At 64.3% G+C, this 25,552-nt stretch carries 25 protein-coding genes; 12 read left to right on the top strand and 13 right to left on the bottom strand.

All coding sequences use genetic code 11. The features are described from left to right. Positions 1-613 precede the first annotated feature (613 nt). The 3 genes from CEJ45_RS02285 (at position 614) to hpnC (ending at position 3,064) form a co-directional block, all read left to right on the top strand. The gene (locus CEJ45_RS02285; RefSeq protein ID WP_241517263.1) at positions 614-1,711 is read left to right on the top strand and encodes a calcium-binding protein; all 1,098 of its coding nucleotides are present in this window, start codon (positions 614-616) and stop codon (positions 1,709-1,711) included. Positions 1,712-1,939: 228 nt separating this feature from the next. Continuing rightward, positions 1,940-2,224, top strand: a complete 285-nt coding sequence (locus CEJ45_RS02280; protein ID WP_088753610.1) for a hypothetical protein — start codon at positions 1,940-1,942, stop codon at positions 2,222-2,224. A 30-nt stretch (positions 2,225-2,254) separates the two neighbouring features. Then, positions 2,255-3,064, top strand: a complete 810-nt coding sequence (gene hpnC / locus CEJ45_RS02275) for a squalene synthase HpnC (protein ID WP_088753609.1) — start codon at positions 2,255-2,257, stop codon at positions 3,062-3,064. Between the two features lie 88 nt (positions 3,065-3,152). Here hpnC and CEJ45_RS02270 read toward each other — a convergent pair whose 3' ends face one another. After that, positions 3,153-3,992 (bottom strand): HDOD domain-containing protein, encoded by an 840-nt coding sequence (locus tag CEJ45_RS02270; RefSeq protein ID WP_088753608.1) that lies wholly within the window; start codon positions 3,990-3,992, stop codon positions 3,153-3,155. Between the two features lie 338 nt (positions 3,993-4,330). Between CEJ45_RS02270 and hpnD the strand changes: the two genes are divergently transcribed. The 3 genes from hpnD (at position 4,331) to CEJ45_RS02255 (ending at position 7,823) form a co-directional block, all read left to right on the top strand. Then, positions 4,331-5,164, top strand: coding sequence for a presqualene diphosphate synthase HpnD (hpnD, locus tag CEJ45_RS02265; RefSeq protein ID WP_034331572.1), 834 nt, complete (start codon positions 4,331-4,333; stop codon positions 5,162-5,164). A 15-nt stretch (positions 5,165-5,179) separates the two neighbouring features. Further along, complete coding sequence (gene hpnE, locus CEJ45_RS02260; protein WP_088753607.1) at positions 5,180-6,508, top strand: hydroxysqualene dehydroxylase HpnE; 1,329 nt, start codon at positions 5,180-5,182, stop codon at positions 6,506-6,508. Between the two features lie 172 nt (positions 6,509-6,680). Then, positions 6,681-7,823: an alpha-hydroxy acid oxidase gene (locus CEJ45_RS02255; RefSeq protein ID WP_088753606.1), complete on the top strand. Its 1,143-nt coding sequence runs from the start codon at positions 6,681-6,683 to the stop codon at positions 7,821-7,823. Positions 7,824-7,905: 82 nt separating this feature from the next. Here the strand turns inward: CEJ45_RS02255 and CEJ45_RS02250 are convergent, their stop codons facing one another. The 4 genes from CEJ45_RS02250 to CEJ45_RS02235 all read right to left on the bottom strand — a co-directional run bounded on the left by CEJ45_RS02250 (position 7,906) and on the right by CEJ45_RS02235 (position 11,356). Then, complete coding sequence (locus CEJ45_RS02250; RefSeq protein WP_034331576.1) at positions 7,906-8,577, bottom strand: ankyrin repeat domain-containing protein; 672 nt, start codon at positions 8,575-8,577, stop codon at positions 7,906-7,908. Further along, positions 8,574-9,353 carry a TatD family hydrolase gene (locus CEJ45_RS02245; protein WP_088753605.1) on the bottom strand — a complete coding sequence of 260 codons (780 nt, stop codon included), beginning with the start codon at positions 9,351-9,353 and terminating at the stop codon, positions 8,574-8,576. Before CEJ45_RS02245 ends, CEJ45_RS02250 begins: the two co-directional genes overlap by 4 nt. An 86-nt stretch (positions 9,354-9,439) precedes the next feature. After that, positions 9,440-9,988 (bottom strand): response regulator transcription factor, encoded by a 549-nt coding sequence (locus CEJ45_RS02240; RefSeq protein WP_088753604.1) that lies wholly within the window; start codon positions 9,986-9,988, stop codon positions 9,440-9,442. Between the two features lie 39 nt (positions 9,989-10,027). Then, entirely contained in the window at positions 10,028-11,356 is a 1,329-nt protein-coding gene (locus CEJ45_RS02235) for an ATP-binding protein (protein ID WP_088753603.1), read from the bottom strand. A gap of 249 nt (positions 11,357-11,605) precedes the next feature. Here CEJ45_RS02235 and CEJ45_RS02230 point away from each other — a divergent pair, with 249 nt between their 5' ends. Then, positions 11,606-13,828, top strand: coding sequence for a TonB-dependent receptor (locus CEJ45_RS02230; protein ID WP_088753602.1), 2,223 nt, complete (start codon positions 11,606-11,608; stop codon positions 13,826-13,828). An 83-nt stretch (positions 13,829-13,911) separates the two neighbouring features. Here the strand turns inward: CEJ45_RS02230 and CEJ45_RS02225 are convergent, their stop codons facing one another. Genes CEJ45_RS02225 through mltG form a run of 3 tightly spaced genes read right to left on the bottom strand, consistent with a single transcriptional unit; the run spans position 13,912 to position 16,594 of the window. After that, complete coding sequence (locus CEJ45_RS02225) at positions 13,912-14,949, bottom strand: DNA polymerase III subunit delta' (RefSeq protein ID WP_088753601.1); 1,038 nt, start codon at positions 14,947-14,949, stop codon at positions 13,912-13,914. 10 nt (positions 14,950-14,959) lie between these two features. Further along, complete coding sequence (gene tmk / locus CEJ45_RS02220) at positions 14,960-15,568, bottom strand: dTMP kinase (RefSeq protein ID WP_088753600.1); 609 nt, start codon at positions 15,566-15,568, stop codon at positions 14,960-14,962. Positions 15,569-15,613: 45 nt separating this feature from the next. After that, complete coding sequence (gene mltG, locus CEJ45_RS02215) at positions 15,614-16,594, bottom strand: endolytic transglycosylase MltG (protein ID WP_088753599.1); 981 nt, start codon at positions 16,592-16,594, stop codon at positions 15,614-15,616. A 143-nt stretch (positions 16,595-16,737) separates the two neighbouring features. On the opposite strand from mltG, the gene ygfZ reads away from it, so the two are divergent. The 3 genes from ygfZ to CEJ45_RS02200 are packed head-to-tail and all read left to right on the top strand — an operon-like array spanning position 16,738 to position 18,982. Further along, positions 16,738-17,802 carry a CAF17-like 4Fe-4S cluster assembly/insertion protein YgfZ gene (gene ygfZ, locus CEJ45_RS02210; RefSeq protein WP_088753598.1) on the top strand — a complete coding sequence of 355 codons (1,065 nt, stop codon included), beginning with the start codon at positions 16,738-16,740 and terminating at the stop codon, positions 17,800-17,802. A 41-nt stretch (positions 17,803-17,843) separates the two neighbouring features. Then, positions 17,844-18,143, top strand: coding sequence for a DUF4936 family protein (locus CEJ45_RS02205; protein ID WP_088753597.1), 300 nt, complete (start codon positions 17,844-17,846; stop codon positions 18,141-18,143). Further along, positions 18,134-18,982 (top strand): NRDE family protein, encoded by an 849-nt coding sequence (locus tag CEJ45_RS02200; RefSeq protein WP_088753596.1) that lies wholly within the window; start codon positions 18,134-18,136, stop codon positions 18,980-18,982. Before CEJ45_RS02205 ends, CEJ45_RS02200 begins: the two co-directional genes overlap by 10 nt. Before the next feature lie 283 nt (positions 18,983-19,265). Here the strand turns inward: CEJ45_RS02200 and CEJ45_RS02195 are convergent, their stop codons facing one another. Beyond that, complete coding sequence (locus CEJ45_RS02195; protein ID WP_088753595.1) at positions 19,266-19,964, bottom strand: type 1 glutamine amidotransferase domain-containing protein; 699 nt, start codon at positions 19,962-19,964, stop codon at positions 19,266-19,268. Between the two features lie 134 nt (positions 19,965-20,098). On the opposite strand from CEJ45_RS02195, the gene CEJ45_RS02190 reads away from it, so the two are divergent. Next, entirely contained in the window at positions 20,099-21,010 is a 912-nt protein-coding gene (locus CEJ45_RS02190) for a LysR family transcriptional regulator (protein ID WP_154135496.1), read from the top strand. 86 nt (positions 21,011-21,096) lie between these two features. On the opposite strand, the gene CEJ45_RS02185 is transcribed toward CEJ45_RS02190, so the two are convergent. Further along, positions 21,097-22,422, bottom strand: a complete 1,326-nt coding sequence (locus CEJ45_RS02185) for a dicarboxylate/amino acid:cation symporter (protein WP_088753593.1) — start codon at positions 22,420-22,422, stop codon at positions 21,097-21,099. A gap of 309 nt (positions 22,423-22,731) precedes the next feature. On the opposite strand from CEJ45_RS02185, the gene CEJ45_RS02180 reads away from it, so the two are divergent. Next, positions 22,732-24,309 (top strand): methyl-accepting chemotaxis protein, encoded by a 1,578-nt coding sequence (locus CEJ45_RS02180; RefSeq protein ID WP_088753592.1) that lies wholly within the window; start codon positions 22,732-22,734, stop codon positions 24,307-24,309. Positions 24,310-24,316: 7 nt separating this feature from the next. On the opposite strand, the gene CEJ45_RS02175 is transcribed toward CEJ45_RS02180, so the two are convergent. Genes CEJ45_RS02175 through CEJ45_RS02165 form a run of 3 tightly spaced genes read right to left on the bottom strand, consistent with a single transcriptional unit; the run spans position 24,317 to position 25,536 of the window. Further along, entirely contained in the window at positions 24,317-24,748 is a 432-nt protein-coding gene (locus CEJ45_RS02175; protein WP_088753591.1) for a GNAT family N-acetyltransferase, read from the bottom strand. Between the two features lie 43 nt (positions 24,749-24,791). Beyond that, a complete protein-coding gene (locus CEJ45_RS02170; RefSeq protein ID WP_088753590.1) occupies positions 24,792-25,226 on the bottom strand; it encodes a PaaI family thioesterase in 435 nt (144 codons plus the stop codon). Between the two features lie 7 nt (positions 25,227-25,233). After that, positions 25,234-25,536: a Dabb family protein gene (locus CEJ45_RS02165; protein WP_088753589.1), complete on the bottom strand. Its 303-nt coding sequence runs from the start codon at positions 25,534-25,536 to the stop codon at positions 25,234-25,236. Positions 25,537-25,552: the final 16 nt, after the last annotated feature.

The following is a 25,552-nucleotide window of genomic DNA, read 5'->3' as shown; positions in this document are numbered from 1 at the left end:
AGGCTATAAGGGGTCGTACGACCGCGTCGCAGCCTTCGGAAGGCGGTGGAAGGTGGGTCAGATGGAGAGGGTCAATTCTGCGAGCAAATCAACAGGCCACGCTTACGAACAGACGGGCTTGCCAATATCCAGAGGGGCCTGAGCAGCGCTTCGAGCCCCTCCTCGCACCAGACCATCCGTTTCGGATCTCCGATTTGACCAGGCGAACACCATCGCCGAAGTCCGACCAGCCGTCACATTGCACGCCCTCAAGCGGCAGATCCCGGCTGCTCCGCCTGGCTCCTGCCGCCACCCACGACCACGGTGTGAAGAAAAAGTCACGCCTCCCCTCTTGCGCGTTTTGAGCTGCACACCCCAGCTGAGCCCACCCGCACCTCTTTGAGCGACCCTTGGTTGCCTCAGGTTGGCATTTTCCCTTTTGCTTCAGCTTGCCAACCAGCAAACGGCACTTTCGTGCGATTTACTGAAGTATTTCAATCCGATTGAATCCCTGCGGGACCAACAAAACAAGACCTGCCCATCCAGCCACAGTCCGTGGCCCGTGCGGCAGGAAACAGGTCCCCGGGGCAGGACGCCGCGCGCGAAGACCTGCCCCGCATCACAACGCCATTCCATGGCGCACTTGAAAGGGAATGGCGTCAATGTGCTGGTCTATGGCATGCCGCGTTCGTACCAGCTGGATTACGACCAGGGCGGTGAAGTCGAGGGCTACTGGGGAACCTGCGGCGAGACCAGCGTAGCCAACGTCACCTTGATGGGCGGCCATGCGGCTTCGGAAAAGGAAGTCGTCCAGCGCGGCATCAAGGAAAACCTCTGCGATACCGCCGCCGAGTCCGCCGACATGCGTGGCGCCACCTCGGAAGACGACCGCCAGGCCTTGCTGCAGGACTTCGGTTTTGCCTCCACCATCGACGAGCAAGTCGATCTCGCGGCAGTCGCCCAAAGCATCAAGGACGGCAAGGGCGTCATCATCAGCGTCAGTGCCAGCAAGCTATGGGACCTGCACGAAGCGAACGAGGACACCAGCGACCACGCCATCACCGTGACCGGCGTGGCCTGTTCGGCGGCCACCGGCAAGACGGTGGGGTTCTACATCGCCGACTCGGGACGCGGCCTGTCCAGCGACATGTGCCGCTTCGTCTCCCTGCAGCGCCTGCGCGAAGCCACCAGCGTCTACGGGGCCGATACCGTCACCACCGACGATCCCATCAAGCTGCGCAACCAGGACCTGGACGCCACCGGCAATGCACTCGCCAACATCCTGGTCGGCAATCGCGGCAACAACCTCCTCACCGGCGGGCGCGGCAACGATCTGCTCATCGGCGGTGCCGGCAACGATAGCTACACCTTTGCCAAGGGCGACGGACAGGACGTGCTCTACGACCACGATGCCACCCAGGGCAACCTCGATACGCTCACCTTCAGCGACGCGAAGCAGACCAATCTCTGGTTCAGCAAGGCCGGCAACGATCTGCGCATCGATGTGCTGGGCGGTACCGACGAGGTACTGGTGAAGGACTGGTACCAGGGCACAGGCAGCGAGAACCACGTCGAACGCATCAAGACCACCGACGGCAAGACGCTCTACGACACCGACATCGACAAGCTGGTGCAGGCCATGGCCAGCTTTGCCGCGCCGTCCGCCACCCAGACCAGCTGGCCGACCACCCAGGGAGGCGATGGCAAGGTGCTGCTGGCCGTCACGCATTGAGCCAGGAAAATTCGGCTGGTTTCGACATAAAACTTCACCAAGCCTGAACAGGGATGCCGTCCCAGGGCGGCATCCCTGGCTTGCCCGCAGGAAGCTTCATTTCGGGCCGCAACCACCTTCATCCGGCCATCCTCACGGTTCAATTCACCGTCCTGCAGCCCTTAACTGCTACAATCCGCGCCTTTGCCGGCCGGGTTGCCGCGCAGTCTCACCATCGGAGGACCACCCATGCCCACCCAGGAAGAATTCGACGCTTTGAAGCAAAGCCACAACGCGCTGTTGAACAAGTTCATCGAGAACAACACCGCTGACCAGATCCTGTTCTCCACCCTCTTCACGGCCGCGGCCGTGCTGTCCAAGGATGGCAAGCAGTTCACCGCAGGCGCCATGGGCATCGCCCGTTCGCTGGCCGCGCAGTTGAATGCCGGGGGCACCATGCCCCAGGCCCTGCTGGAGACGGTGGAAACCCGCATCGCCACCATCGAGGCGCTGCTCAAGGACAAGTTCGACTGAGCCGCCCGCGTCCAGCAAGCCGGATCTCCCATGGCCGTCGATCACTACGAGAACTTCCCGGTGGCCTCGCTGCTGCTGCCGGCCCGCCTGCGCCCGGCGGTCACGGCCATCTATGCCTTTGCCCGCAGCGCCGACGACATCGCCGATGAAGGCGAGGCCCAGCCCGAGGAGCGCTTGGCCGCCCTGCATGCCTATGAGGCCCAGCTCGACCTGATCGCGCAGCAGTCACCCTGCACTCACCCCATCTTCAAACGGCTGCAGCAGACCATTGCCGAGCATGACTTGCCGCTGCAACCCTTCCGCGACCTGCTCTCGGCCTTCCGCCAGGATGTGGTGACTACCCGTTACCCCCGCTATACGGACCTGCTGGACTACTGCCGCCGCTCCGCGAACCCGGTAGGAACCCTGATGCTTCACCTGTACGGCGGAGCAAATGAAGAAAACATCCGGGACTCGGATGCCATCTGCAGCGCCTTGCAGCTCATCAACTTCTGGCAAGACGTCGCCATCGACTGGCAAAAGGCGCGCATCTACCTGCCGCTCGAAGACCTGGAGCGCTTCGGGGTCAGTGAAACCGACATCGCCCAAGCCCGCAGCGACCAGCGCTGGCAGCAGCTCATGCAGTTCGAGCTCACCCGGGCGCGCACGCTGATGCTCTCCGGTGCGCCACTGGCGCGCCGCCTGCCGGGCCGCATCGGGCTGGAACTGCGCATGGTGGTGCAAGGTGGCCTGCGCATCCTGGAACGCATCGAGGCGGTACAAGGCGATGTGTTCGGCCGGCGCCCCAAGCTGGGCAAGACGGACTGGCTCATCGTGGGTTGGCGCGGGCTGACCCGCTAAGCCAGATCGGCAATGAAAAAACCCCGTCCGGCGCATCGGCCAGGCGGGGCTTCAACAACAAACCAACAACAAACGGCGGCGCGCAGCTTCAGACCAGCAAGGCGGCGGTCAGGGTACGGATCTGTTCTTCCGAATCATCCAGCATCTCGCGCAGCGAACGGTCCCCGATATAGTCATCCACCAGGTTCTCGCCACCGATGCCGGCTTCAGCCACGGCAGTGCGCTGCAGCGGCGAAGGCACTGGCGACAATTCCTTGGCCAGCAGCAGCACGTCGCCGATGGTCTGGGGCGGCAGCACCCGCACGCCATGCCACAGGGATTCGATGGCGTCGACCACCGGCTGCGGCACGCCCAGCTTCTTGAGCACGGCGCGGCCGATCATCTTTTCGCCGTATTCCATCCAGTCCTCGGTGCCACCATCCAGCAGGCCCGGGAAGTCATCCGTGCGCGAGAGCAGGTAGAAGCCGCCCACTTCATGCACGATGCCGGCAAACATCGCCGTCTCCGGATCGGCCTTGGTCAGCTTGGAGGTCAGCACATAGGCGGTGGCCGCCACGTGGGCGCAGTGCTCCCACAGCTGGGCCGACTTGATGCGCATGCCGGGGTTGTTGATGGTGCGGCCCAGCTGGCGCACGATCACCGAGGTAGTGATGGTGTTGAGGGTACGGAAGCCCAGCCGCATCACGGCCGCCCGCACGTTGTTGATCTCGCCGCCGGAGCGGTTGTAGGCCGCCGAATTGGCGATGGCCACGGTGCGCGCCGAGACCAGCGGCTCGGCCATCACCAGCTTGGCGGCCAGCTCCAGGTGGCATTCCGGGTCGGCCAGGGCCTTTTGGAGCTTCAGCGATGCGCTCACGTTGGCCGGGAATACCAGCTCGCCGCGGCCCGCCTGCGAGGCGATGTTGCGAAAAATTTCCAGTCTGTCCATAGTGTCTCCAGCCTCCAGGGGGCCATCGTCGATGACCGGGGTTGCCGATGTGCCGCGCCTGCGCCGGGTGTATCCGACGCTGCGCCACGTCTGCATAGCTTAACGGCAGAATTCATCCGGATTTGATGTCATGTGAATTTGTTTTTCCGGAATGCGCTTGACCCGAGCTTAATGGACAACGCCGGGCCCCGCAATAGAGGGCTTGGAGGCACTGTTTCAAGAGCGGGTCAGCCACAGGCGGCATTTGCCCTGCCGGGCGCACTCGGCTAGCATAGCGCCTTTGCCGCAGGGGGCCATCAGGCCGCCTGCCCCATGCTTCAACCGCCCGCCACGCATCCATGTCTCCAGACGAATACTGCCAGCAGAAGGCCGCCGCCAGCGGTTCCAGTTTTTATTACAGCTTCCTGTTCCTGCCGCCGCAGCGCCGGCTGGCAATTACGGCGCTGTACGCCTTTTGCCGCGAGGTCGACGATACCGTCGATGAAATCGAAGACGCCATGGTGGCCCGCACCAAGCTCATGTGGTGGCGCAAGGAAATCGCCGCCATGCTGGAAGGCCAGCCCACGCACCCGGTGACCAAGGCCCTGCATCCGCACGTGGCCACCTACCAGTTGAAGGGCGAACACCTGCAAGCCATCATCGATGGCATGGAAATGGACCTGGACCAGACCCGCTACCTCGACTATCCCGGCCTGCAGCGCTACTGCTGGCATGTGGCAGGCGTGGTGGGCGTGCTCTCGGCCAGCATCTTCGGCCATACCCAGCCCGGCACCCTGCTCTTCGCCGAAAAGCTGGGACTGGCCTTCCAGCTCACCAACATCATCCGCGATGTCGGCGAGGATGGCCGCAAGGGCCGCATCTACCTGCCCGTCAATGAGTTGCAGCAATTCAACGTCACTGCCGCCGACATCCTCAACGCCCGCCACAGCGAGCGCTTCGAGGCATTGATGAAGTTCCAGGTCGAGCGCGCCCAGGCCGTCTATGACGAAGCCTTCGCCCTGCTGCCCAAGGAAGACCGCCGCGCCCAGCGCCCCGGCCTGATGATGGCCGCCATCTATCGCACCCTGCTCGACGAGATCACGCGTGACGGCTACCACGTGCTCAACCAGCGCATCTCGCTCACCCCCATCCGCAAGCTCTGGCTGGCCTGGAAGACCTATGTCTTCGGCTGACCGGGCCATCTCCCGATGAGCGCCCCGCGCCATTACGCGGTCATCGGCGCCGGCTGGGCCGGATGTGCCGCTGCCGTGGCGCTGGCTGCCGCGGGCCATCGGGTGAGCCTGTTCGAGGCTGCGCGTACCCTGGGCGGGCGCGCACGCCGGGTGGAGCTGGACGACCGCGCACTCGACAACGGCCAGCACATCCTGCTGGGGGCCTATCGCTCCACGCTGGCGCTGATGAAACAGGTTGGTGTCGATCCGGCCAGCGCCTTGCTGCGCCTGCCTTTGCAGATGCGCTATCCGCTGGCCACCGGGGCTGAGGGCATGGATTTCGTGGCACCCCGCCTGCCGGCGCCCTGGCATGTAGCGGTGGCGCTGCTGCGGGCCAAGGGGCTGGCGCGCGAAGACAAGATGGCGCTGGCGCGCTTTTCCACCACGGCACGCTGGATGGGCTGGCAGCTGCACCAGGATTGCAGTGTGGCCGAGCTGCTGCAACGCTATGAACAGACCCCGCGCCTGATCCGCCTGATGTGGCGTCCGCTGTGCATCGCCGCGCTCAATACGCCGCCGGAACGGGCTTCGGCGCAAGTCTTCCTGAAAGTCTTGCGCGACAGCCTGGGCGCGCGCCGCGCTGCCTCCGACATGCTGATTCCCCGCGTCGACCTGGGCGCGTTGCTGCCCGATGCGGCCGCGGCCTATCTGGGCAAGCGCGGCGGTCTGGTGCAGGCCGGCGTGGCCGTGGCACGCCTGCTGCCGGGCAATGACGAGGGCAGCTGGCGGCTGGAAGACCGGGCCGCTGAAAGCCTGGGCGAATTCGCCGGGGTGGTGCTGGCCACCGGCCCCGACGCCGCCGCGCAGTTGCTGGACGGCCTGCATGACACGGCGCTCCTGCAGGCACTGGAACACGAACCGATCACCACCTGTTACTTGCAGTACCCGCCCGGCGTGCGCCTGCCGGCCCCCTTCCTGGCGCTGGCCGATGATGCGCAACGCCAGGCCTGGGGCCAGTTCGTGTTTGACCGTGGGCAACTGGGCGGCGAGGCGGGCTTGCTGGCTGTCGTCGTCAGCGCTGCCGGCCAGGCCATCGCCGATGGCCACGCGGCCCTTGCCGACGGCATCACGCGCCAACTGGCGAGCGACTTCGGCGATACGGCCCTGGCCACGCCCGGCTGGAGCCGCGTCATCACGGAAAAGCGCGCCACCTTCGCCTGCACCCCCGGCCTGCAGCGTCCCGACAATACCGGCATGCCCGCCGGACTGGCACTGGCCGGGGACTATGTGGCCGGGGACTATCCTGCCACCCTGGAAGGCGCGGTGCGCAGTGGCATGGCAGCGGCGCGGCTGCTGGCGGCCTGATCGTAAAATTTTCATGGGTGGTGGCAAAGGGATTCACCCCAAGCCCGGCAGGTATGCACTAGCATAACGGGCATTGAGCAATCCCTTGTCCGCAGCCCGATTTCGGTACCTGCCTGCAATCCCAACACACGGCGGCCCCGGCCGCACCCAAAAATAACGGAGAAAAAACACCATGCCGGTCATGACCTGTATCGAAGACTTCCGCCTGCTGGCCAAGAAGCGCGTTCCCAAGGCGTTCTACGATTACGCCGACAGCGGCTCCTACACCGAGAGCACCTATCGCGCCAACAGCCGCGACCTGGCCTCCTTGAAACTGCGTCAGCGCGTGGCCATCAACGTCGACGAGCGCAGCACCCGCAGCACCATGATCGGCCACGACGTGACCATGCCGGTCGCCATCGCGCCCACCGGCCTGACCGGCATGCAGTGGGCCAATGGCGAAATGCTGGGGGCCATCGCGGCCGAAAAGTTCGGCATCCCCTTCACCCTCTCCACGATGAGCATCTGCTCCATCGAGGACGTCGCCAGCGTGACCACCAAACCCTTCTGGTTCCAGCTCTACGTGATGCGCGACCGCGGTTTCGTGCAATCCCTGATCGACCGCGCCAAGGCCGCCAAGTGCTCGGCCCTGGTGCTGACGCTGGACCTGCAGATCCTCGGCCAGCGTCACAAGGACCTGAAAAACGGCATGTCCGTGCCCCCCAAGCTGACCCTGGACACCCTGCTCGACCTGGCCAGCAAGCCTGGCTGGGCGCTGCGTGCCCTGGGTGGCCGCAAGACCTTCGGCAACCTGGCCGGCCACATCAAGGGCGGCGAAGGGGCCGGCGGCGTGCAGACACTGTCCAAGTGGACCGCCAGCCAGTTCGACCCGACCCTGAACTGGGAAGACGTCGCCTGGATCAAGCAGCAATGGGGTCGCAAGCTGATCCTGAAGGGCATCCTCGATGTGGAAGATGCCAAGCTGGCCGTGCAAAGCGGTGCCGATGCCATCGTGGTCTCCAACCACGGCGGCCGCCAGCTCGATGGCGCCATGTCCTCCATCGAAGCCCTGCCGGCCATTGCCGAAGCCGTGGGCGACCAGATCGAAGTCTGGTTCGACGGCGGCATCCGTTCCGGCCAGGATGTGTTGAAGGCGGTCGCCCTGGGCGCACGCGGCACCATGATCGGCCGCGCCTTCCTCTACAGCCTCGGCGCCATGGGCGGTGAGGGCGTGTCGCAAATGCTGGAGATCATGCGCAAGGAACTCGACGTCAGCATGGCCCTGACCGGCACCAAGGACATCCAGGACGTTGGTCCGCAGATCCTGGTGCGCTGAAGCGGCTGTCCATGAAAAACGTCCCGGTCCACCGCGAGGTGGCCGGGACGTTTCTTTTTGCCCAGGCGTATGCGCGGCGGGCTTACTGGCGCGGTTTGACGTTGAGCACGTCGATCACGCCCTCCTGCCCGTAGCGCCGGGCCAGGTCCATGGCGGTCAAGCCATCCTTGTTCTTGAGCGTGAGGTCGGCGCCGTTGTCGCGCAGCACTTCCACGGCCGCAACGCGGCCGCGCATGGCGGCCAGCATGACGGGTGTCATCTTGTCGTCGGGGGATTCGGCATCGACATAGGCCGAGGCATCCAGCAGCAGCTTGACGATCTCCGAGCTGCCATTGATGGCGGCGTAATGCAGGGCGGTCCACCCGGGCCGGTTGACCTCGACCTCGCGCGCCAGCAACAGCTTCACGACCGGGATATTGCCGTAGAAGGAGGCCAGCATCAGCGGCGTGTCACCATTGGTGGCCTGGGCTTCCAGGTTCACATCGGGCGCATTGACCAGCACGTCGAAGGCCTTCATCGAATCTTCACGGATGGCCAGCATCAGGCCGGTATAGCCACGTTTGGGCTCGATCAGGTTGGGCCCCATGCCGCGTTGCATCAGCTGCTTGAGGAAATAGACGTTGTCCATGCGGATGGCCTGGAAATAATCTTCATAGGCACCCGCGCGAGCGGCCCCCGGCAACAGCAGCGAGGTATATAGGACGATACGGCCGATGCCGCCGAAGCGGGCGCGCAGCTTTTCCAGCAGGGTCATGGCTTGATTCCGAACAGCTTGAAGAAATTGTCAGAGGTCTGGCGCGCCACGTCGGCCGCGCTGATGCCGCGCAGGTTGGCGATGAATTCACCGACATGGCGGACGTAACCCGGCTCGTTGGTCTTGCCCCGGAAAGGGACCGGTGCCAGGTAGGGCGAATCGGTTTCGATGAGCATGCGCTCCAGCGGAATGGTGCGGGCGACTTGCTGCAGGTCCTTGGCCGACTTGAAGGTCACGATGCCGGAGAAGGAGATATAGAAGCCCAGCTCGATGGCCGCATCGGCCACCGCCTGCGATTCCGTGAAGCAATGCATGACACCGGCCACGCCGCCCGCCTGCGGGCTGGCACCCTCTTCCTGCAGGATGCGGATGGTGTCTTCCGAGGCTGAGCGGGTATGGATGATGAGCGGCTTGCCCGTTGCCCGCGAGGCGCGGATATGGGTGCGGAAGCGCTCCCGCTGCCATTCCAGGTCGCCCTGCAGCCGGTAGTAATCCAGCCCGGTTTCGCCGATGGCGACGATGCGCGGATGGTCAGCCAGGCGGATCAGCTCATCGAGCGTCGGCTCGGGGGTGTCTTCGTAGTCCGGGTGCACGCCGACCGAGGCGTAGACGTTGGGATACTGCTCGGCCAGGGCCAGCACCTGCGGGAAATCCGGCAGGTCCACCGACACGCACAGGGCATGGCTGACCTGGTTTTCGGCCATCTTGCCGAAGATCTCGGGCAAGCGCGCGGCCAGGTCGGGAAAATTGATGTGGCAATGGGAATCGATATACATGGCCGCTATTGTAAAGCCATGCCGACAGGCTGTCGCCCCTGCTTGGCGGGTGCTTACCTTTCGTTACAGGGCGCGGCGATGGCCGCTCAGCGCGCCACCGGCCGCTTGGCCAGCTTGCGCTGCAGGGTGCGACGGTGCATGTTCAGCGCCCGCGCCGTCGAGGAAATATTGCCTTCATGCTCGGCCAGCACGCGCTGGATGTGCTCCCATTCCAGGCGCTCCAGCGACAACGGCGAGGCTTCTTCCACCGGCAATGCCGGCTCAGCGACCGCCTCGCCTTCGGCCACGTAGGACAGTGCCGAGAGGATGGAATCCACATTGGCCGGCTTGGCCAGGTAGTTGTCGGCGCCGGACTTGATGGCCTGCACCGTGGTGGCGATGCTGGCATAGCCGGTCAGCACCAGGAGGCGCGCCTGCGGCAGCGCCTGGCGCAGCGGCGCGACCCACTGCAAGCCGGAATCTTTCTCCAGCTGCAGGTCGATGGTGACGTAATCGAAGCGTTCGCGGCGTGCGGCTTCCTGCGCCTCTTCGCCGCTATGGGCAACGACGGCACGAAAGCCGCGCCGTGCCAGCGAACGTGCCAGCGTGCTGGCAAAGACGTCATTGTCATCGAGGATCAGGAAGGCGGCGCTCATGAGGAAATCCGTAAAACCAGGAGAATGAAAAGTGGGGGCTCACACCAGGGGGAAGCACAATCGCGCGACCGTGCCCTGCCCCGGTGAAGAGCGCAGCTTGAGCTTGCCGCCCAGGTGGGTGGCACTGGCCGAGGCCAGCATCAGCCCGATGCCGGAGCCGCCCGAACTGCTGGCCACCGGCCCGTGGCCCAGGCGCTGCAACAGCTCCGGGCTGATGCCTGCGCCATTGTCGGAGACCTCGATGATGGCCATGGTGCGCCCCGCCTTGCCGGCGGTGGCAGATCCGCCCTCGCCCGCCTCGTCCGGCGCCAGGCGGATGCGGATCTCGCCGCGGTGGCCCAGGCCGCGCACGGCGTGGGCGGCGTTGTCCAGCAAGGTCAGCAGGATCTGTGAGAGGTCCTGCAACTGGCTGGCCTGCCAGCCCGGCTGATGCACCTCGGCCGCCAGCAGCACGGCCGGATGGCGCAACCGCCAGCCCTCCAGCAGGCTGGTGAGCCAGGGCGTGATGGGCGCGCTGTCTTCGTTGCGCGCTTGGGCATCGGCGTCGAGCCGCATGTTTTCCAAGGCGGCCTTGCAGACGGCGATCTGCTCCTCAACCACGCGCACGTCTTCCTCATAGGCCGCCAGCGCGGCATTGCTGGCCATGTCACGGCGCAGTTCCCCGGCGATCACGGCCACCGTGGACAGCGGCGTATTGAGCGCATGGGCGGCGCCAGCGGCCTGGGTACCGAGGGCGACGATGCGATGGCTCTGCAGCTGGCGCTCGCGTGCCTGTGCCAGCTGCCCGTCGCGCAAGCGCACGGCGGCCGCGATACGGCTGACGAACCAGGTGATGAGCAAGGCCGAGATCGAGAAATTGATCCACATCCCGGCCAGGTGATAGGCCATCGCCTGCCCGTGGTCGTGGATGTGCAGCGGCTGGTAGAAGTACACCAGCCCCGAGTAGCACCCCAGCGCGCACACGGCCAGCAGCAAGGCATAGGGCCAGGCCAGCGTGGCTGCGCCTGCCGCCAGTGCCGGCAGGTAGAAGGAAACGAAGGGATTGGTCGAGCCGCCCGAGAAATACAGGAGCGCCGTCAATACCGCCACATCCAGCAGCAATTGCATGAACAGTTCGGCCTGCTCGGCCGGCCGCGCCCAGCGCATGCGCAGCCAGGTGGCAGCGTTGATGAGGGCCTGCAGGGCGATCAAGGCCAGCAGCGCCGGCAGGGGCAAGACGATATGCAGCCAGGCATGCGCCCCCGCCAACACCAGCAGCTCGCCGGCCACCATGGCCCAGCGCAGCCAGTACAGCCGCGAGAGCAGCAGGTGCTGGGGCTGGTTCACCTGATCCTGTACGGGAATGAAGAAGGAGGTCAGAGACGTCATGCCCGGATTATACGATCCGCTGCCCCGCTTCCCATCGGGCGCGGCGATTTGCCGCAGCGGTCCGGCCTGCCTGGAGAGCGCACGCGTCGACTACCGTCGGACAGCAAAAGATGCACAGGTGACAAACCTTTCATGCAAACCACGCAGAAAGTGAAATATTGAACGCTAATGATAACGATTTGCACTTATACTTGGCGCCGTTTCGCTTTCAACCGTTCATTTCTCGCTGAAATTCCTGAAAGAATCGTCATGACTCCAGTTGCTTCTCCCCGCCTCCATCCGCTCGCTGCCGCCCTGGCGCTGGCCTTTTTCGTTCCGCTGCCGGCACTGGCGCAGACTGCCGAGACCGGCAGCGCCACTGCAGCTGCGACTTCCGCTGCCCAGCCGCTGCCTACCGTGACGGTCAATGCATCGGCGGATGCCTCCGCCGATGGCTTGCCGGCCGAATTTGCCGGGGGCCAGGTGGCGCGCGGCAGTCGCCTGGGCGTGCTGGGCAATGTCGACAACCTGGACAGCCCGGTCCGTTCGGTGGCCTATACCCAGCAGCTCATTGCCGACCAGCAGGCCCAAGGCGTGGGCGACGTGCTCAAGAATGATCCCGTAGTGCGGACCACGCGCGGCTTTGGCAACTTCCAGGAGTCGTACATGATCCGCGGCTTCATCGCCAACTCGGACGACCTGATGTACAACGGCCTGTTCGGCATCCTGCCGCGCCAGTATGTGGCCGCCGAGATGATGGAACGGGTCGAGGTCCTGTACGGCGCCAGCGCCTTCCTCAATGGCGCCACCCCGGGCGATGCCGGCCTGGGCGGGACCATCAACATCGTTCCCAAGCGCGCCGCCAACGAACCGCTCACTGATGTGACCCTGGGCTACGGTTCCGGCAACAGCAAATCGGCCGCACTGGACGTCTCGCGCCGTTTCGGTCCGCAAGATCGTATCGGCGTGCGCGTCAATGTCGCGCGCCATGCCGGCGGTACGGGCGTGGACAACGAGAAACGCGAGACCAACCTGTTCTCGCTGGGCGTGGATTATCGCGGCAATGACTTCCGCCTCTCGGCGGACTTGGGCATACAGGAAAACAACCTCAACAACATGCGCCCCAGCGTCACCCTGGGCAGCGGACTGACCAGCCTGCCTGCGGCCCCGAGCGGTTCGGCCAACTATGCCCAGCCCTGGTCGTACTCCAACGCGCGCGACATCTTCGGCACCGTGCGCGGCGAGTGGGACTTGTCTTCCAGCACCACCGCCTGGGCGGCCTTCGGCGCGCGCCAGGGAACGGAAAACAATTCGCTGTCAGGCGTGCGCGTGAACAATGCCAGTACCGGCGCGGCCTCCACCTACCGCTTCGACAACGCCCGCCAGGACGACGTCGCCACCGGCGAAGTGGGCGTGCGCACCAGCTTGAAGACCGGTACGGTCTCCCACAAGCTGGTGGCAGCTGCCTCGGCGTATTCACTTGACTCGCGCAATGCCTACGGCCTGTCGCCCTCCTATGCGCTGGCCACCAACCTCTACAACCCCAGCAGCTACGCCCGGCCGGCCCTGACTACATTGGGCAACAGCCTGGCCGATCCGCAGACGACCATCAAGACCAATCTGCTCAGTGCCGTGGTCTCCGATACCCTGGGGTTCTACGACGACCGCCTGCTGGTGACCGTCGGCGTGCGCCAGCAACAGCTCAAGTCGGACACCTACGCCTACAACACCCACCTCAACACTGCGCACTACGACCAGAGCGCCACCTCGCCGATGGCCGGTGTGGTGTTCCGGCTGGCGAAGAATCTTTCCCTCTATGGCAACTACATCGAGGGCCTGCAGCAAGGCAAGCAGATCACCGACACCACCGCCGCCAACTACGGGCAGGTGCTCTCCCCCTACAAATCCAAACAGAAGGAAGTCGGCGTCAAATATGAACTGGGAGGGCTGGGCCTGGGCGCAGCTTTCTTCACTACCGACCGGCCGCTGTCCTACAAGGATGCCGTCACGCGTATTGAATCCACCAACGGCAAGCAGCGCAACCGGGGCGTGGAGCTGACGGCCTATGGCGAGCTCGCCAAGGGTGTGCGCCTCCTGTCGGGCCTGACCTTCCTGGATGCCAAGCAGGTACAGACCAGCGGCGGCGTCAACAATGGCAAGTATGCGATCGGGGTGCCCACCATGCAGGCCAACGCCGGTCTGGAAGTCGATGTACCGGGCGTGCGTGGGCTGACCGTCAATGGTCGCGCCACCTATACCTCGACCCAGTACGTCGATGCAGCCAACCAGCTGGAAGTGCCGTCCTGGGTCCGCTATGACCTCGGCGCACGCTACCTGACCGACATCGGTGGACGCGCCGTCACCTTCCGCGCGGCCATCGAAAACCTGGCCAACCGCAATTACTGGCAATCGGCCGGCGGAGCCTCCAATTCGGGCTATCTGGTCGCAGGCAATCCGCGTACCTTCACTACCTCAGTCTCGGTCGCCTTCTAACGGGCCTGCAGGATTGTCCAAAAAAATCGCCCGGCGTCCCCTCCAGGGGAAGCCGGACGATCTTGCATGCAACACGCGCAGCGTCAGTCGAAGAGCCGCGCGTAATCGATCAGCATTTCTTCAATGAACAACTTGGCCGACAAGGGATGATCGGCGATGGCGCGGCGATCGCCCATGCCGCGCAAGGCCTTGGACACCGCCAGCACATCGACCCGCTCGGCCAGACGTCCCAGTTCCTTGCCATAACGCGGGTAGTAGCGCACCACCCCGGCCGACTTCAGCGAGAGCAAGTCGTACAGCCAGCGCTGCACCCAGCCGACCAGGTCAGCCGCCGGCGTCTTCTGCAATTTGTCGGCGGCCCGCAAGGCACCGTCAACGCCCGGCTGGGCCAGGTGGCGCAGCAATTCATCCAACGCTTCACGGCCCTCGCCCTGGGCGGCTTCCAGCGCGGCCAGCGGTGCTCCGCCCTGCTCGGCCAGCCAGGCATCGGCATCCTTGACGCCCTGCTGCTTGAGCCAGGCCAGCGCCTCATCATGGCCGGGCGCGGTCAGGGCGAACTTGCGGCAGCGCGACAGGATGGTCGGCAGCAGCCGGTCCAGGCGGTTGGACAGCAGCAGGAACATGGTGCCCGGCGGCGGCTCTTCCAGCGTCTTGAGCAGGGCGTTGGCCGCTGCCGTGTTGAGCGCTTCGGCCGGATAGAGCATCACCACCCGCAAGCCCGAGCGGTGGGTCGACACGTTCATGAAATCGGCCAGCGCACGGATCTGGTCGATTTTGATGTCCTTGGAGGGGGCCTTGCTGGCCTTGGCAGTTTTCTTTTCTTCACCTGCCTCGTCTTCAGCGGTCTCATCGTCCAGGACTTCGGGGCGCACGCGCCGGTAGTCAGGGTGATTCGATTGCGAGAACCAGGTGCAGGAGGCGCACACGCCGCAGGCATGGGCTTCCGGGGTGGGCGATTCGCACAGCAGGGACTTGGCGAAGGCTTCGACGAACTGCGTCTTGCCGGTACCGGCCGCCCCATAGAACAGCAGCGCATGCGGCAAGCGCTCGCGCAACTGCTGCAGCTGGCGCCAGCTCTCGCCCTGCCAGGGCAGCAATACCTCGGAAGAAGTCACGGACATGCAGCCTCCCTTACAGCGCTGCCACGATGGCGCGCAGTTCTTCCTGGATCACCGGGATGGGACGCGTGGAATCGATCAGGCGGAAACGCTGCGGGAACTGCGCGGCGCGGCGCAGGTATTCGGCGCGGGTGTTGGCGAAGAAGTCGGCTTTTTCCTGCTCGAACTTGTCCAGCGTGCGCTCGGCATCCAGACGCGCCCGCGCCACTTCCAGCGGCACATCGAAGAGCAGCGTCAGGTCCGGTTGCAGATGGGGATGGACCCATTGTTCGAGGCTGTCCAGCTTGTCCAGCGCCAGCTTGCGGCCACCGCCCTGGTAGGCGAAGGTAGCGTCGGTGAAACGATCCGAGATGACCCAGTCGCCGCGCGCCAGCGCCGGCTCGATGACCTGGGCCAGGTGTTCGCGGCGCGAGGCGAACATCAGCAGGGCTTCGGTTTCCAGGTGCATCTTGTGATGCAGGACCAGTTCGCGCAGGCGCTCGCCCAGGTCGGTGCCGCCGGGTTCGCGGGTGGCGACCACGGCCAGGCCGCGCTGGCGCAGCAGATCAGTGACGAAAGGAATATGGGTCGACTTGCCGGCGCCGTCGATGCCTTCGAAGGTGATGAATTTGCCTGATGCCATGAAGGTATCGCTACTCAATGAATAAAACGTAAAAGAAAGACCGGCTCAACGCTGGTAGCGGTTCACCGCCTGGTTGTGCTCGTTCAGGTTGCTGGAGAAATGGCTGGTGCCATCCCCGCGCGCCACGAAGTATAAGGCCTCGGTCTTGTCCGGGTTCAAGGCGGCGGCCAAGGAGGCCGCTCCGGGCAAGGCAATCGGCGTGGGCGGCAGCCCTGCGCGCGTATAGGTGTTGTAGGGTGTGTCGGTGAGCAGGTCGACCTTGCGGATCTTGCCCTGGTAACGGTCGCCCATGCCGTAGATGACGGTCGGATCGGTCTGCAGCAGCATGCCGGTGCGCAGGCGGTTGACGAAGACCCCGGCCACCATGCCGCGCTCGGATTTCTGCCCGGTCTCCTTCTCGACGATGGAGGCCATGGTCAGTGCCTCATAGGGTGTGCGGTACGGCAGCGAGAGATCGCGCCGTGCCCAGGCTTCGTTGAGCTTCTTGCTCATGAGGGCGAAGGCCTGCTTGTAGACCTGCATATCGCTGGCCCCCTTGGCGAAGAGATAGGTATCGGGGAAGAACAGGCCTTCCGGATAGGTGTACTCGTTGGTCAGCTTGGCCAGGATCTGCTGGTCGGTCCAGGTGGCGGTGTCATGCTTCAGGGCGGGTTGATCGGCGATGGCTTTGCGCATCTGCTTGAAGGTCCAGCCTTCGATGACGGTCAGCGCTTCCTGGGCGAATTCACCGCGTACCAGTTGCAGCAGCAGGCGCTGCGGCGTGTAGCCGGGCTTGATCTCGTAGCTGCCGGCCTTGATGCGGCCGCCTTCGCCGGACAGGCGTGCGTAAAGCGCAAACAGGTCGGGGTTGACCGGTACGCCGGCAGCGGCGATCTGCTGGGCGGCACCATTGACGCCGGCACCCGGCGTGATCGTGAAGGCAATGACCTGGCCGCTGGGGTCGACGATGGGCTGCTTGGACCAATACACGCCCGCCCCCGCCACCAGGGCCGCCAGCACCAGCAATGTCACAAATAACTTCTTCATACCAGAGGCGAAATCCTTGTTGCTCCGACGCGATTTTTCGGAGATCACTATAATCGAGGCATCAATGATAATCGCTGGCACGACAGTTGCCTAATTTGCCGGACAGACCGACCTGGCAAGACGTAATCCGTAAAAGATTTCCTATGACAGAAATGACCTCCTCGCACTCCGGCTGGCGTGACTTCCTGGCGCAACAAGGCGCCCAGTTCGACGCCGAGAGTGCCGACGTAACCGGCTTCGGTGCTACCGCCCTGGCACCGCAAAGCCTGGAAAGCTTCATGAGCCCGCTCACCAGCCTGGGCCTGATCACTGCCACCGGCGAAGACGCCGCCAGTTTCCTGCACGGCCAGCTCACCAATGATGTGCAACAGCTCGACGGCAGCGCCGCCCGCCTGGCCGGCTATTGCTCGCCCAAGGGCCGCCTGCTGGCGACCTTCCTGATGTGGCGCGACGAGCAGGCCATCTGGCTGCAATTGCCGCGCAGCCTGCAGCCGGCGATCCAGAAGCGCCTGCAGATGTTCGTCATGCGGGCCAAGGCCAAACTGGCTGATGCCAGCGATGAGCGGGCGATACTGGGTCTGGTTGGACCGGCCACGACCAATGCGCTGGCGGAGTGGTTCCCGGTCCTGCCGGCAGCCCCCTACGGCAAGATCGACAACAGCCATGGCACGTTGATCCGACTGGCCGATGCCGCCGGCAGTGCGCGCTATCAGTGGATCGCCGCGGTCGATACACTCACCGCCGCCTGGCCCAAGCTGACCCAGCACCTGACGCCCACGGCCAGCCTGGCCTGGCGGCTCTCGGAGATCCGTGCCGGCGTGCCGGGGATCGTGCAAGCCACGCAGGAGCAGTTTGTGCCGCAAATGATCAATTTCGAGCTGATCGGGGGCGTCAACTTCAAGAAGGGCTGCTATCCCGGCCAGGAAATCGTGGCGCGCAGCCAGTACCTGGGCAAGCTCAAGCGCCGCACCATGCTAGCCACCATCGCCAGCGCCGGGGTGCGCGCCGGCCAGGAAGTCTTTGCGGCCGCCGATCCGGGGCAGCCCTGCGGTATGGTCGTCAATGCCGAAGCACTGGACGCGGACCATGCACTGGCGCTGGTGGAAATGAAGCTGGCCGCCGCCGAGGATGCCGTGCACCTGGGTGCGGCCGACGGCCCGGCATTGCATTTCCACACGCTTCCCTATGAGCTGGCCGATCCGCAATAAGCGGCGCGCCTTCGCTACCGTGCAGCCATAGGGACGCAACCATGGATCTCTACATTTACTACCGGGTCGACCGCGCACACGCGACGCCCCTCTTCGGCAAGATCAAGGGCGTGCAAGCCATGCTGCAAGCGCGCCTGGGTATCGCTGGCGCGCTCAAGCGCCGTCCCGGGGAACAGGACGGCCTGCAGACCTGGATGGAAATCTACCAGGGCATCCTGCCGGCTTCGGCAGAAGACTTCACGCGGACCCTGGACCGTGCGCTGGAGGATTCCGGCGCCGCTGCCCTCATCCGCGGCGAACGCCACGTCGAACAGTTCGAGGATGTCGCGCCATGTGCCTGATCATCTTCGCCTGGAAAGTCATCCCCGGCATGCCTCTCATCCTGGCGGCCAACCGTGACGAATTCTATGCCCGCCCCGCCGCCGATGCCGGCTGGTGGACCGACCATCCCCAGGTCTATGCCGGGCGCGACCTGCAAGGGGGCGGCACCTGGCTGGGCGTGACCCGGGACGGACGTTTTGCGGCGCTCACCAATGTGCGCGCGCCTTCGGAGCGACGCGCCGACGCTCCCACACGTGGGCAGCTGGTGGCCGACTATCTCGCCGGCGACCTCGATCCACAAGCCTACCTGCGCCAGATCGAACCGCAGGCGCAGCGCTACAACGGCTTCAACCTGCTGCTGGGCAACCGGGAAACGATGGTGTGGTATTCCAACCGGGGGCAGGACGATCCGCGCAACGGACAGCCCCTCGAATATGGCGTCTATGGGGTATCGAACGCCTTGCTGGACACCCCCTGGCCCAAGCTCACCCGTGCCAAGGCGCAATTCGCCAGCCTGCTGTGCCAGGGCGCGCCGGAAGAGACTTTTTTCGAGATGCTCACCGACGGCACCCGCGCCAATGATTGCCGCTTGCCCGATACCGGGGTGGGATTGGAAAAAGAGCGCATGCTCTCGCCCATCTTCATCCGCTCCCCGGACTACGGCACCCGCTGTTCGACGGTGCTGCGCGTGCCCATCGTCGGTGAACCGGTGTTGACCGAGCATGTGGTCGATCCTATGGCGATGCAATATAGTGCCGAGCCGGCCACGGACAAGGCTTGCAAGATTGCGTGCAAACCACGCGTGCAGGAAACTTCACCAAGAGACGGTCTGCAGGACGAGACCGTGCGCCCAGCCTGATTACGCGGCTTCACATGAGCACATCAAGAAATAAGCAAATCGAATATCTGATATACGAAAGATAAATTGGCTGAATTTGGTGCGGAGCAGTAAAGTTACACCTGTCTCCTCCAATTTCCTCCTAAAGAATTGGATTGAAGCCCACACCGCAAGGTCGTGGGCTTTTTTTTCGCCTGTGCCATTCGTCCCGGCAAACCAGCTGGCCCGACCGCCCACGCAGGTGAAAAAGACAAAGGCTGCCCGCCAGCGGACAGCCCTTGGTTCTTCCCGGCAGCGTCGACGATCAGGCGCCCAGTTCCAGCGCTTCCAGCAGCATCTCTGCCACACGTTCGGAGGACTGCGGATTCTGGCCGGTGATCAGCTGGCCATCACGGATGGCAAACACCTGCCAGTTGTCGGTCCCTTCAAAGACACCCCCCAGCTCACGCAGACGGCTTTCCAGCAGGAAGGGCACCACTTCGGCCAGTCCGACTTCACGCTCTTCGGCATCGGTGAAGGAATTGACGCGCTTGCCGGCCACCATCGGCTTGCCATCGGCCTTCACGGCCGAGACCAGGCCAGCGGCACCGTGGCAGACTGAAGCAATGAACTTGCCGGCGGCATAGGCGCTTTCGACGGTCTTCTTGACGTTGGCATCGGTGGGCAGGTCCCACATGGTGCCGTGGCCGCCGGGGAAGAACACGGCGTCAAAGGCGGCGACTTCGATCTCGCCCAGGGGGCGCGTGGCCGCGATGCGTTGCTGCAGTTCCTCGTCAGCCAGCATGCGTTCGACGATGGCATCGTTCTGGCCTTGCGGCTTGACGCTGCCCGGATCGATCGGTGCCCGGCCACCGGCGGTGGACGCGATGACCACCGAAGCACCGGCATCCACCAGGGCGTAGTACGGCGCCGCCAGCTCTTCGGCCCACAGGCCGGTCGGCTTGTCGGTATCGCCCATGCGGCTGCTGGAGGTGACGATCATCAGGATATTGGGCTTTTTCATGTTGTTCCTTTCTTCACGAGGGAGGGATGGCATCTGCATAAAAACAGCATTACCACGCTGGCCACCACTTTATTCCCATCACCATCGAAGATAAACTGCCTCCAACTCAAATCATTCATTACCTCACTGAACAAATGCGCCACTTCGACCCGGTCCAGCTAGGCAGTATCGAATTGTTCTGCAAGGCGGCGGAACTGGGCAGCTTCACCGCCGCCGCCGAGGCGCTGGGGGTGACGCCGGCCTCGGTGAGCCGTTCCATCAGCCGGCTGGAGGCCAGACTGGGTGTACGCCTGTTCGCCCGTACCACGCGCCAGATCCGGCTGACCCGCGAGGGCGAGCTGTATCACGAACAATGCCGCCAGGCGCTGGAACAGATCGCCGAGGCCGAACGCATCCTCACCGGCCAGCAGAAAGTGCCCAGCGGCCCCCTGCGCATCAGCGTCGGCACGCCCTACGCGCACTACCGGCTGCTGCCGCTGTTGCCGCGTTTCCAGGCGGCTTACCCGCAGATCGAAGTGGAACTGAGCATCGCCAACCGCGTGATCGACTTCGTCGAAGAGGGCTACGACCTCGCCATCCGCCTGGGCGTGCCCCAGGATTCGCGGCTGATCGCCCATACGCTGGAGGAAGCCACGCTGGGCGTCTTTGCGGCGCCCTCCTATCTGGCGCGGCGTGGCACGCCCGCCAGCGTGGAAGCACTGAAGGAGCATGACTGCATCCAGTTCATCCTGCCCAGCACCGGGCGCGCGATGCCGTGGATCTTCAAGGACGGACAGGGACGCGACATGGATTTCCATTTCCAGAGCCGGCAACGCATCCATGACGATGTACTGGGCTGCGTCAACTGGGCCATCGCGGGCGGGGGCTTGTTCCAGATCTATCACTTCATCGCACAATCGGCCGTGCAACGCGGCGAGCTGGTGGAAGTGCTGCAGTCAGCCGGACACCGCACCCGGCGCTTCTCCATTTTGTATCCGCACAATCGCCATCTGTCGGCGCGGGTGCGGGCGTTTGTGGATTTCGTGATGCAGGCAGTGCGGCCATAAAACATCGGCCCCATCGCCACGCCAATCAAGACGCGGGGATGGGGCCGATGAGGCAACGAGTGCGGGAATGTTTCCCGCCTCCCTGCTTAGTGATGCATCTTGGCTTCCGTACGATCCAGGATCGCTTCCGGTGCTTGTGCGTCTTCCACGGTCTCGTTGTTCAAGACCTTGTTGAGGCGCTCGCTGTCCAGTTCACCGCTCCACTTGGCAACCACCAGGGTGGCCACACCGTTGCCGATGGTATTGGTCAGCGCGCGGGCTTCCGACATGAAGCGGTCGATACCCAGGATCAGCGCCAGGCCGGCGACCGGCACGTGGCCCACGGCCGACAGGGTCGCCGCCAGCACGATGAAGCCCGAACCGGTGATGCCGGCTGCACCCTTGGAGGTCAGCAACAGCACGCCCAGGAGCGTCAGTTCCTGCACGAAGGTCATGGGGGTGTTGGTCGCCTGGGCGATGAACACGGCCGCCATGGTCAGGTAGATCGCGGTGCCGTCCAGGTTGAAGGAGTAACCCGTCGGGATCACCAGGCCGACCACGGTCTTCTTGGCACCGGCGTTTTCCATCTTGGCCAGCATGCGCGGCAGCACCGATTCCGAGGACGACGTACCCAGCACGATCAGCAGTTCTTCCTTGATGTACTTGACGAACTTCCAGATCGAGAAGCCGTGCAGGCGGGTGATGATACCCAGCACCACGAAGATGAACAGCAGGCAGGTCAGGTAGAAGGTACCCATCAGCTTGGCCAGCGAGAACAGCGATCCGACGCCGTACTTGCCGATGGTGAAGGACATCGCACCGAAGGCACCGATCGGGGCCACCTTCATGATCGCGCCCACCACCGAGAACAGCACGTGCGAGATCTTTTCGATGAAGTCGAACACCAGCGTGCCGCGGCCGCCGAACTTGTGCAGCGCGAAGCCGAACAGCACGGCCACCAGCAGCACCTGCAGCACGTCACCCTTGGCGAAGGCGTCCACCATGCTCGTGGGGATGATGCCCAGCACGAAGTCGGTCACCGAACCCATCTTGCCCGGCGCGGTGTAGGCGGCGATGCTCTTGGTATCCAGCGAAGCGGGATCGACATTCATGCCCACGCCCGGTTGCAGGAAGTTCACCAGCAACAGGCCGATGATGAGGGCCACGGTACTGACGATTTCGAAATACAGCAGGGCCAGGCCGCCGGTCTTGCCGACCTTCTTCATGTCTTCCATGCCGGCGATGCCGATGACGACGGTACAGAAGATCACCGGCGCGATGATCATCTTGATCAACTTGACGAAGCCATCGCCCAGCGGCTTCATGGCTTCACCGGTGGACGGATAGAAGTGGCCCAGCGCGATACCGATCACGATGGCACACAGGACCTGGAAATACAGGGATTTGTAAAGGGGCGGTTTTTGCGCCGACATAGTGCTTTCTCCTTGAAACATGGATGACCGGCGGGTCCGTGGAGACCTGCCGCCTGCCATTGTCGGATCGTCGTCCGTTCTGGCGGGTGCTTATTGTTTGTCCGGGAGAACTCCCCCTCCCCGGTTCGGCCGCAAGTATCTCGCAGTCATTTCCGGGCGGGTATTGTGGGAAACCACATAGCGTCACTAAAGAGGCAGGCAAACAGCTTTATTCTTCATTCTGCATAGCAACAAGATTCGCTATATTCTGTGCTGGACTGAACGGAAACTCTTGCTCCGGACCCAGTCGGCACTCACAAGGAAAACATCGTGCAACGAAAACTGACGGTCACCGCGCGCCTGGCCATCCTGGTGGCGGTACTGTGCGGCAGCGTGCTCCTGCTGGCCTGGCGCGACATGCAGGGCATGGCCTCAAGCAATGACAAGCTGCGCTATGTCTATGAAGACCGCACCATGGCGCTCATCCACATCGCCCGAGTACGCGACGCCCTCTACCTCAATCGCGACGTCATGGGCCGCGCCCTGATGATGGCCAATGTCCCTGCTCCCGCCGGTGACGACAGCAGCAGCAGCGATCGCATCAAGCCCCTGCTGGAACGCATTCCGGCACTGGACGCCGCCTTCGAGCAAGGCTGGCAGGCCTACCGGGCGACCCGGCTGGAGCCGGAGGAGCAAACCGAGGCAGAACGTTTCGAGCAGAATTGGCGGCGCTACGTCGCCCAACGCGCGCAAGTGCAGGACCTGCTGCGCAGCAACGAGCCGCTGCAAGCCAATCGCCGATGGACCGCGCTGACCGGCGAACTGGCGGGCCTGGCGACCCAACTGGCCAAGCTGGGCCAGTTGCAGGAGAGTTTTACGCGCAACTCCTATGAAGCCGCCCTGGCCGACTACCGGCAACTGCGGACCCACAACCTGCAAATGGCCGGCCTGGCCCTGGCCATTGGCGTGGCCATCGCGCTCTGGATCATCCTCAGCCTGCGCCGCCAGCTGGGCGGCGAGCCCGATTATGCCGCCCACATCGTGCACCAGATTGCCGACGGCAATCTCGGTGTGCCCGTGAGCTTGCGCCGTGGCGACCGCAGCAGCCTGCTCTATGCGATGCACGGCATGCGCGACCGGCTGACCGACATCATGCGCAGCGTCACCCTGCTCACCCAGTCCCTGGGCGACTCTGCGCGCCAGCTCAATGCCACCGCCCATGCGCTGGCCAGTGCCTCCAGCGAACAGGCTGCCGCCGTGGAGGAAGTCCACAGCGCCATCAGCAGCATCAGCCTGGCCATCCAGCAAACCGGCGAACATGCGCGCCGCACCGACCAGATTGCGCTGAACGCAGCGGCCGATGCCGACCAGAGCGGCGCAGCCGTGCAAAGCACGGTAGCCGCCATGCGCGGCATCGCGCGCCAGGTTGGCGTGATCGACGACATCGCCTACCAGACCAATCTGCTGGCATTGAATGCGGCCATCGAAGCAGCGCGCGCCGGTGAACATGGACGCGGTTTCTCGGTGGTGGCCGCTGAAATCCGCAAACTGGCCGAGCGCAGCCAGGGCAGCGCCCAGGAGATCAGCGTGATTGCCCAGCAAAGCGTGGAATTGGCCGAAGCGACCAGCCAGCGCCTGGCCGCCGGCACGCTCAACGGCATTCGCGAGGCCTCGCAGCAGATCAACCAGATCACGCTGTCGGCACGCATGCAGGAGGAAGGGGTGCAGGAGATCGGTTCAGCGGTGATGCAGCTCAATGACACCACCCAGCGCAATGCCGCCGCCTCCGAGGAACTGGCCACCACCGCCGAAGTGGTGGCCGAGCGGGCGCGCGACCTGAGCGCCCAGCTGTGCTACTTCAAACTGCACGAGATCAAGCCGCTGGCAACCCCAGCCTCACCGGCCTGAACAGGCCCTAACCGGCCGCCCCTTGCAGCCGGGCGCGCATGGTGATGTGGGGGATGCCGGCTTCCATGAACGGCTCGCCCTCGCGCGCAAAGCCGTAGCGCTGGTAGAAGCCCTCGGCGTGGTTCTGCGCATTAAGGATGACCTCGGCATCGCCGCGCGCGCGCGCCGCCGCGATCAACACCTGCAGCACTGCCCCGCCTACGCCCCGTCCGCGTCCGGCCTTGCGCACGGCCATGCGGCCGATGTGGCCATCCGGCAGCAAGCGGCCGGTGGCCAGCGGCTGGCCGGCCTCGTCATAGGCCACCGCATGCACGCAATGCGGGTCCATGTCGTCGAGCTCGATGTCGGCCGGCACTTTCTGTTCGTCGACGAAGACCTCGAAGCGGATGGGTTGGGCGTGGGCGCGCAGCTCGTCCCAGCTGCCAGTGATGATGTTCATGTGGGGTATTCCAGCAAAGTAGGGAAAGAACGCCGGCCGCGGCTCACTCGTGATCCAGCTTGCGCGAGATGTCCAGCCGGCGGATCAGCTTGAAGGTGCCCATGGCCTTGGCCACCAGGCGATCGCCATTGAACAGTTCCGCCTGGCAGAAGCATATCGTCGTGGAGCGATGATAGGTATGGCCGCGCGCGATGATGGTTTCGCCGGCATGTCCGGCCGGTTGCAGGAAGCTGGTACTCATCTCGACCGTGGCCGAGGATTTGGCATCCGGCGCCCCCGAGCGCGCCGCCAGGCCCATGGCCACATCCAGCAGGGTCATGCTGATGCCGCCCTGGGCCACGTGCCAGCTGTTCATGAACTCGGGCTTGAGCGTGAGCGCCATGACGGCGCGGTCATCGCCGTATTCCAGCACTTGCACGCCCAGCGCTTCCAGGTACGGATTCCCCTGCGGGAATACCTCGGTGATGGGCAGACTCATGCCTGCCTCAGATTTCGTAGTCCATGCACTGGCGCGCTTCGCGCACGGCACCGATGAAGGGCTTGATGGCCACGTGGTCCGGATGTTCCTGGTAGGCGTCCAGGGCTTCACGCGAAGCAAATTCCGAATAGAGCACCACATCGTAGGTGGCTTCCAGGCCCGGCTGGGCCAGCACGGCTTCGAACTTCAGGATGCCCGGCACCACGTTGGCGCAGCTGTCCAGCAAGGCCTTCATCTTGAGCAGGTTGGTGGCCTTGTCGGCGCCTTCTGCATGGTCTTTCAGTTTCCACATCACGATATGCTTGATCACGGTAGGACTTCCTGGT

Origin of the sequence: Herbaspirillum aquaticum, from assembly GCF_002213425.1 — a bacterium.
Lineage (GTDB): Bacteria > Pseudomonadota > Gammaproteobacteria > Burkholderiales > Burkholderiaceae_D > Herbaspirillum > Herbaspirillum aquaticum.
This window is presented reverse-complemented; position numbering and strand designations above follow the sequence as displayed.

Excerpts from the sequence above, each read along its gene's own strand:
- CEJ45_RS02285 (WP_241517263.1), top strand. The coding sequence starts at position 614 with ATGGCGCACTTGAAAGGGAATGGCGTCAATGTGCTGGTCTATGGCATG.
- CEJ45_RS02280 (WP_088753610.1), top strand. The coding sequence starts at position 1,940 with ATGCCCACCCAGGAAGAATTCGACGCTTTGAAGCAAAGCCACAACGCG.
- hpnC (WP_088753609.1), top strand. The coding sequence starts at position 2,255 with ATGGCCGTCGATCACTACGAGAACTTCCCGGTGGCCTCGCTGCTGCTG.
- CEJ45_RS02270 (WP_088753608.1), bottom strand. The coding sequence starts at position 3,992 with ATGGACAGACTGGAAATTTTTCGCAACATCGCCTCGCAGGCGGGCCGC.
- hpnD (WP_034331572.1), top strand. The coding sequence starts at position 4,331 with ATGTCTCCAGACGAATACTGCCAGCAGAAGGCCGCCGCCAGCGGTTCC.
- hpnE (WP_088753607.1), top strand. The coding sequence starts at position 5,180 with ATGAGCGCCCCGCGCCATTACGCGGTCATCGGCGCCGGCTGGGCCGGA.
- CEJ45_RS02255 (WP_088753606.1), top strand. The coding sequence starts at position 6,681 with ATGCCGGTCATGACCTGTATCGAAGACTTCCGCCTGCTGGCCAAGAAG.
- CEJ45_RS02250 (WP_034331576.1), bottom strand. The coding sequence starts at position 8,577 with ATGACCCTGCTGGAAAAGCTGCGCGCCCGCTTCGGCGGCATCGGCCGT.
- CEJ45_RS02245 (WP_088753605.1), bottom strand. The coding sequence starts at position 9,353 with ATGTATATCGATTCCCATTGCCACATCAATTTTCCCGACCTGGCCGCG.
- CEJ45_RS02240 (WP_088753604.1), bottom strand. The coding sequence starts at position 9,988 with ATGAGCGCCGCCTTCCTGATCCTCGATGACAATGACGTCTTTGCCAGC.
- CEJ45_RS02235 (WP_088753603.1), bottom strand. The coding sequence starts at position 11,356 with ATGACGTCTCTGACCTCCTTCTTCATTCCCGTACAGGATCAGGTGAAC.
- CEJ45_RS02230 (WP_088753602.1), top strand. The coding sequence starts at position 11,606 with ATGACTCCAGTTGCTTCTCCCCGCCTCCATCCGCTCGCTGCCGCCCTG.
- CEJ45_RS02225 (WP_088753601.1), bottom strand. The coding sequence starts at position 14,949 with ATGTCCGTGACTTCTTCCGAGGTATTGCTGCCCTGGCAGGGCGAGAGC.
- tmk (WP_088753600.1), bottom strand. The coding sequence starts at position 15,568 with ATGGCATCAGGCAAATTCATCACCTTCGAAGGCATCGACGGCGCCGGC.
- mltG (WP_088753599.1), bottom strand. The coding sequence starts at position 16,594 with ATGAAGAAGTTATTTGTGACATTGCTGGTGCTGGCGGCCCTGGTGGCG.
- ygfZ (WP_088753598.1), top strand. The coding sequence starts at position 16,738 with ATGACAGAAATGACCTCCTCGCACTCCGGCTGGCGTGACTTCCTGGCG.
- CEJ45_RS02205 (WP_088753597.1), top strand. The coding sequence starts at position 17,844 with ATGGATCTCTACATTTACTACCGGGTCGACCGCGCACACGCGACGCCC.
- CEJ45_RS02200 (WP_088753596.1), top strand. The coding sequence starts at position 18,134 with ATGTGCCTGATCATCTTCGCCTGGAAAGTCATCCCCGGCATGCCTCTC.
- CEJ45_RS02195 (WP_088753595.1), bottom strand. The coding sequence starts at position 19,964 with ATGAAAAAGCCCAATATCCTGATGATCGTCACCTCCAGCAGCCGCATG.
- CEJ45_RS02190 (WP_154135496.1), top strand. The coding sequence starts at position 20,099 with ATGCGCCACTTCGACCCGGTCCAGCTAGGCAGTATCGAATTGTTCTGC.
- CEJ45_RS02185 (WP_088753593.1), bottom strand. The coding sequence starts at position 22,422 with ATGTCGGCGCAAAAACCGCCCCTTTACAAATCCCTGTATTTCCAGGTC.
- CEJ45_RS02175 (WP_088753591.1), bottom strand. The coding sequence starts at position 24,748 with ATGAACATCATCACTGGCAGCTGGGACGAGCTGCGCGCCCACGCCCAA.
- CEJ45_RS02170 (WP_088753590.1), bottom strand. The coding sequence starts at position 25,226 with ATGAGTCTGCCCATCACCGAGGTATTCCCGCAGGGGAATCCGTACCTG.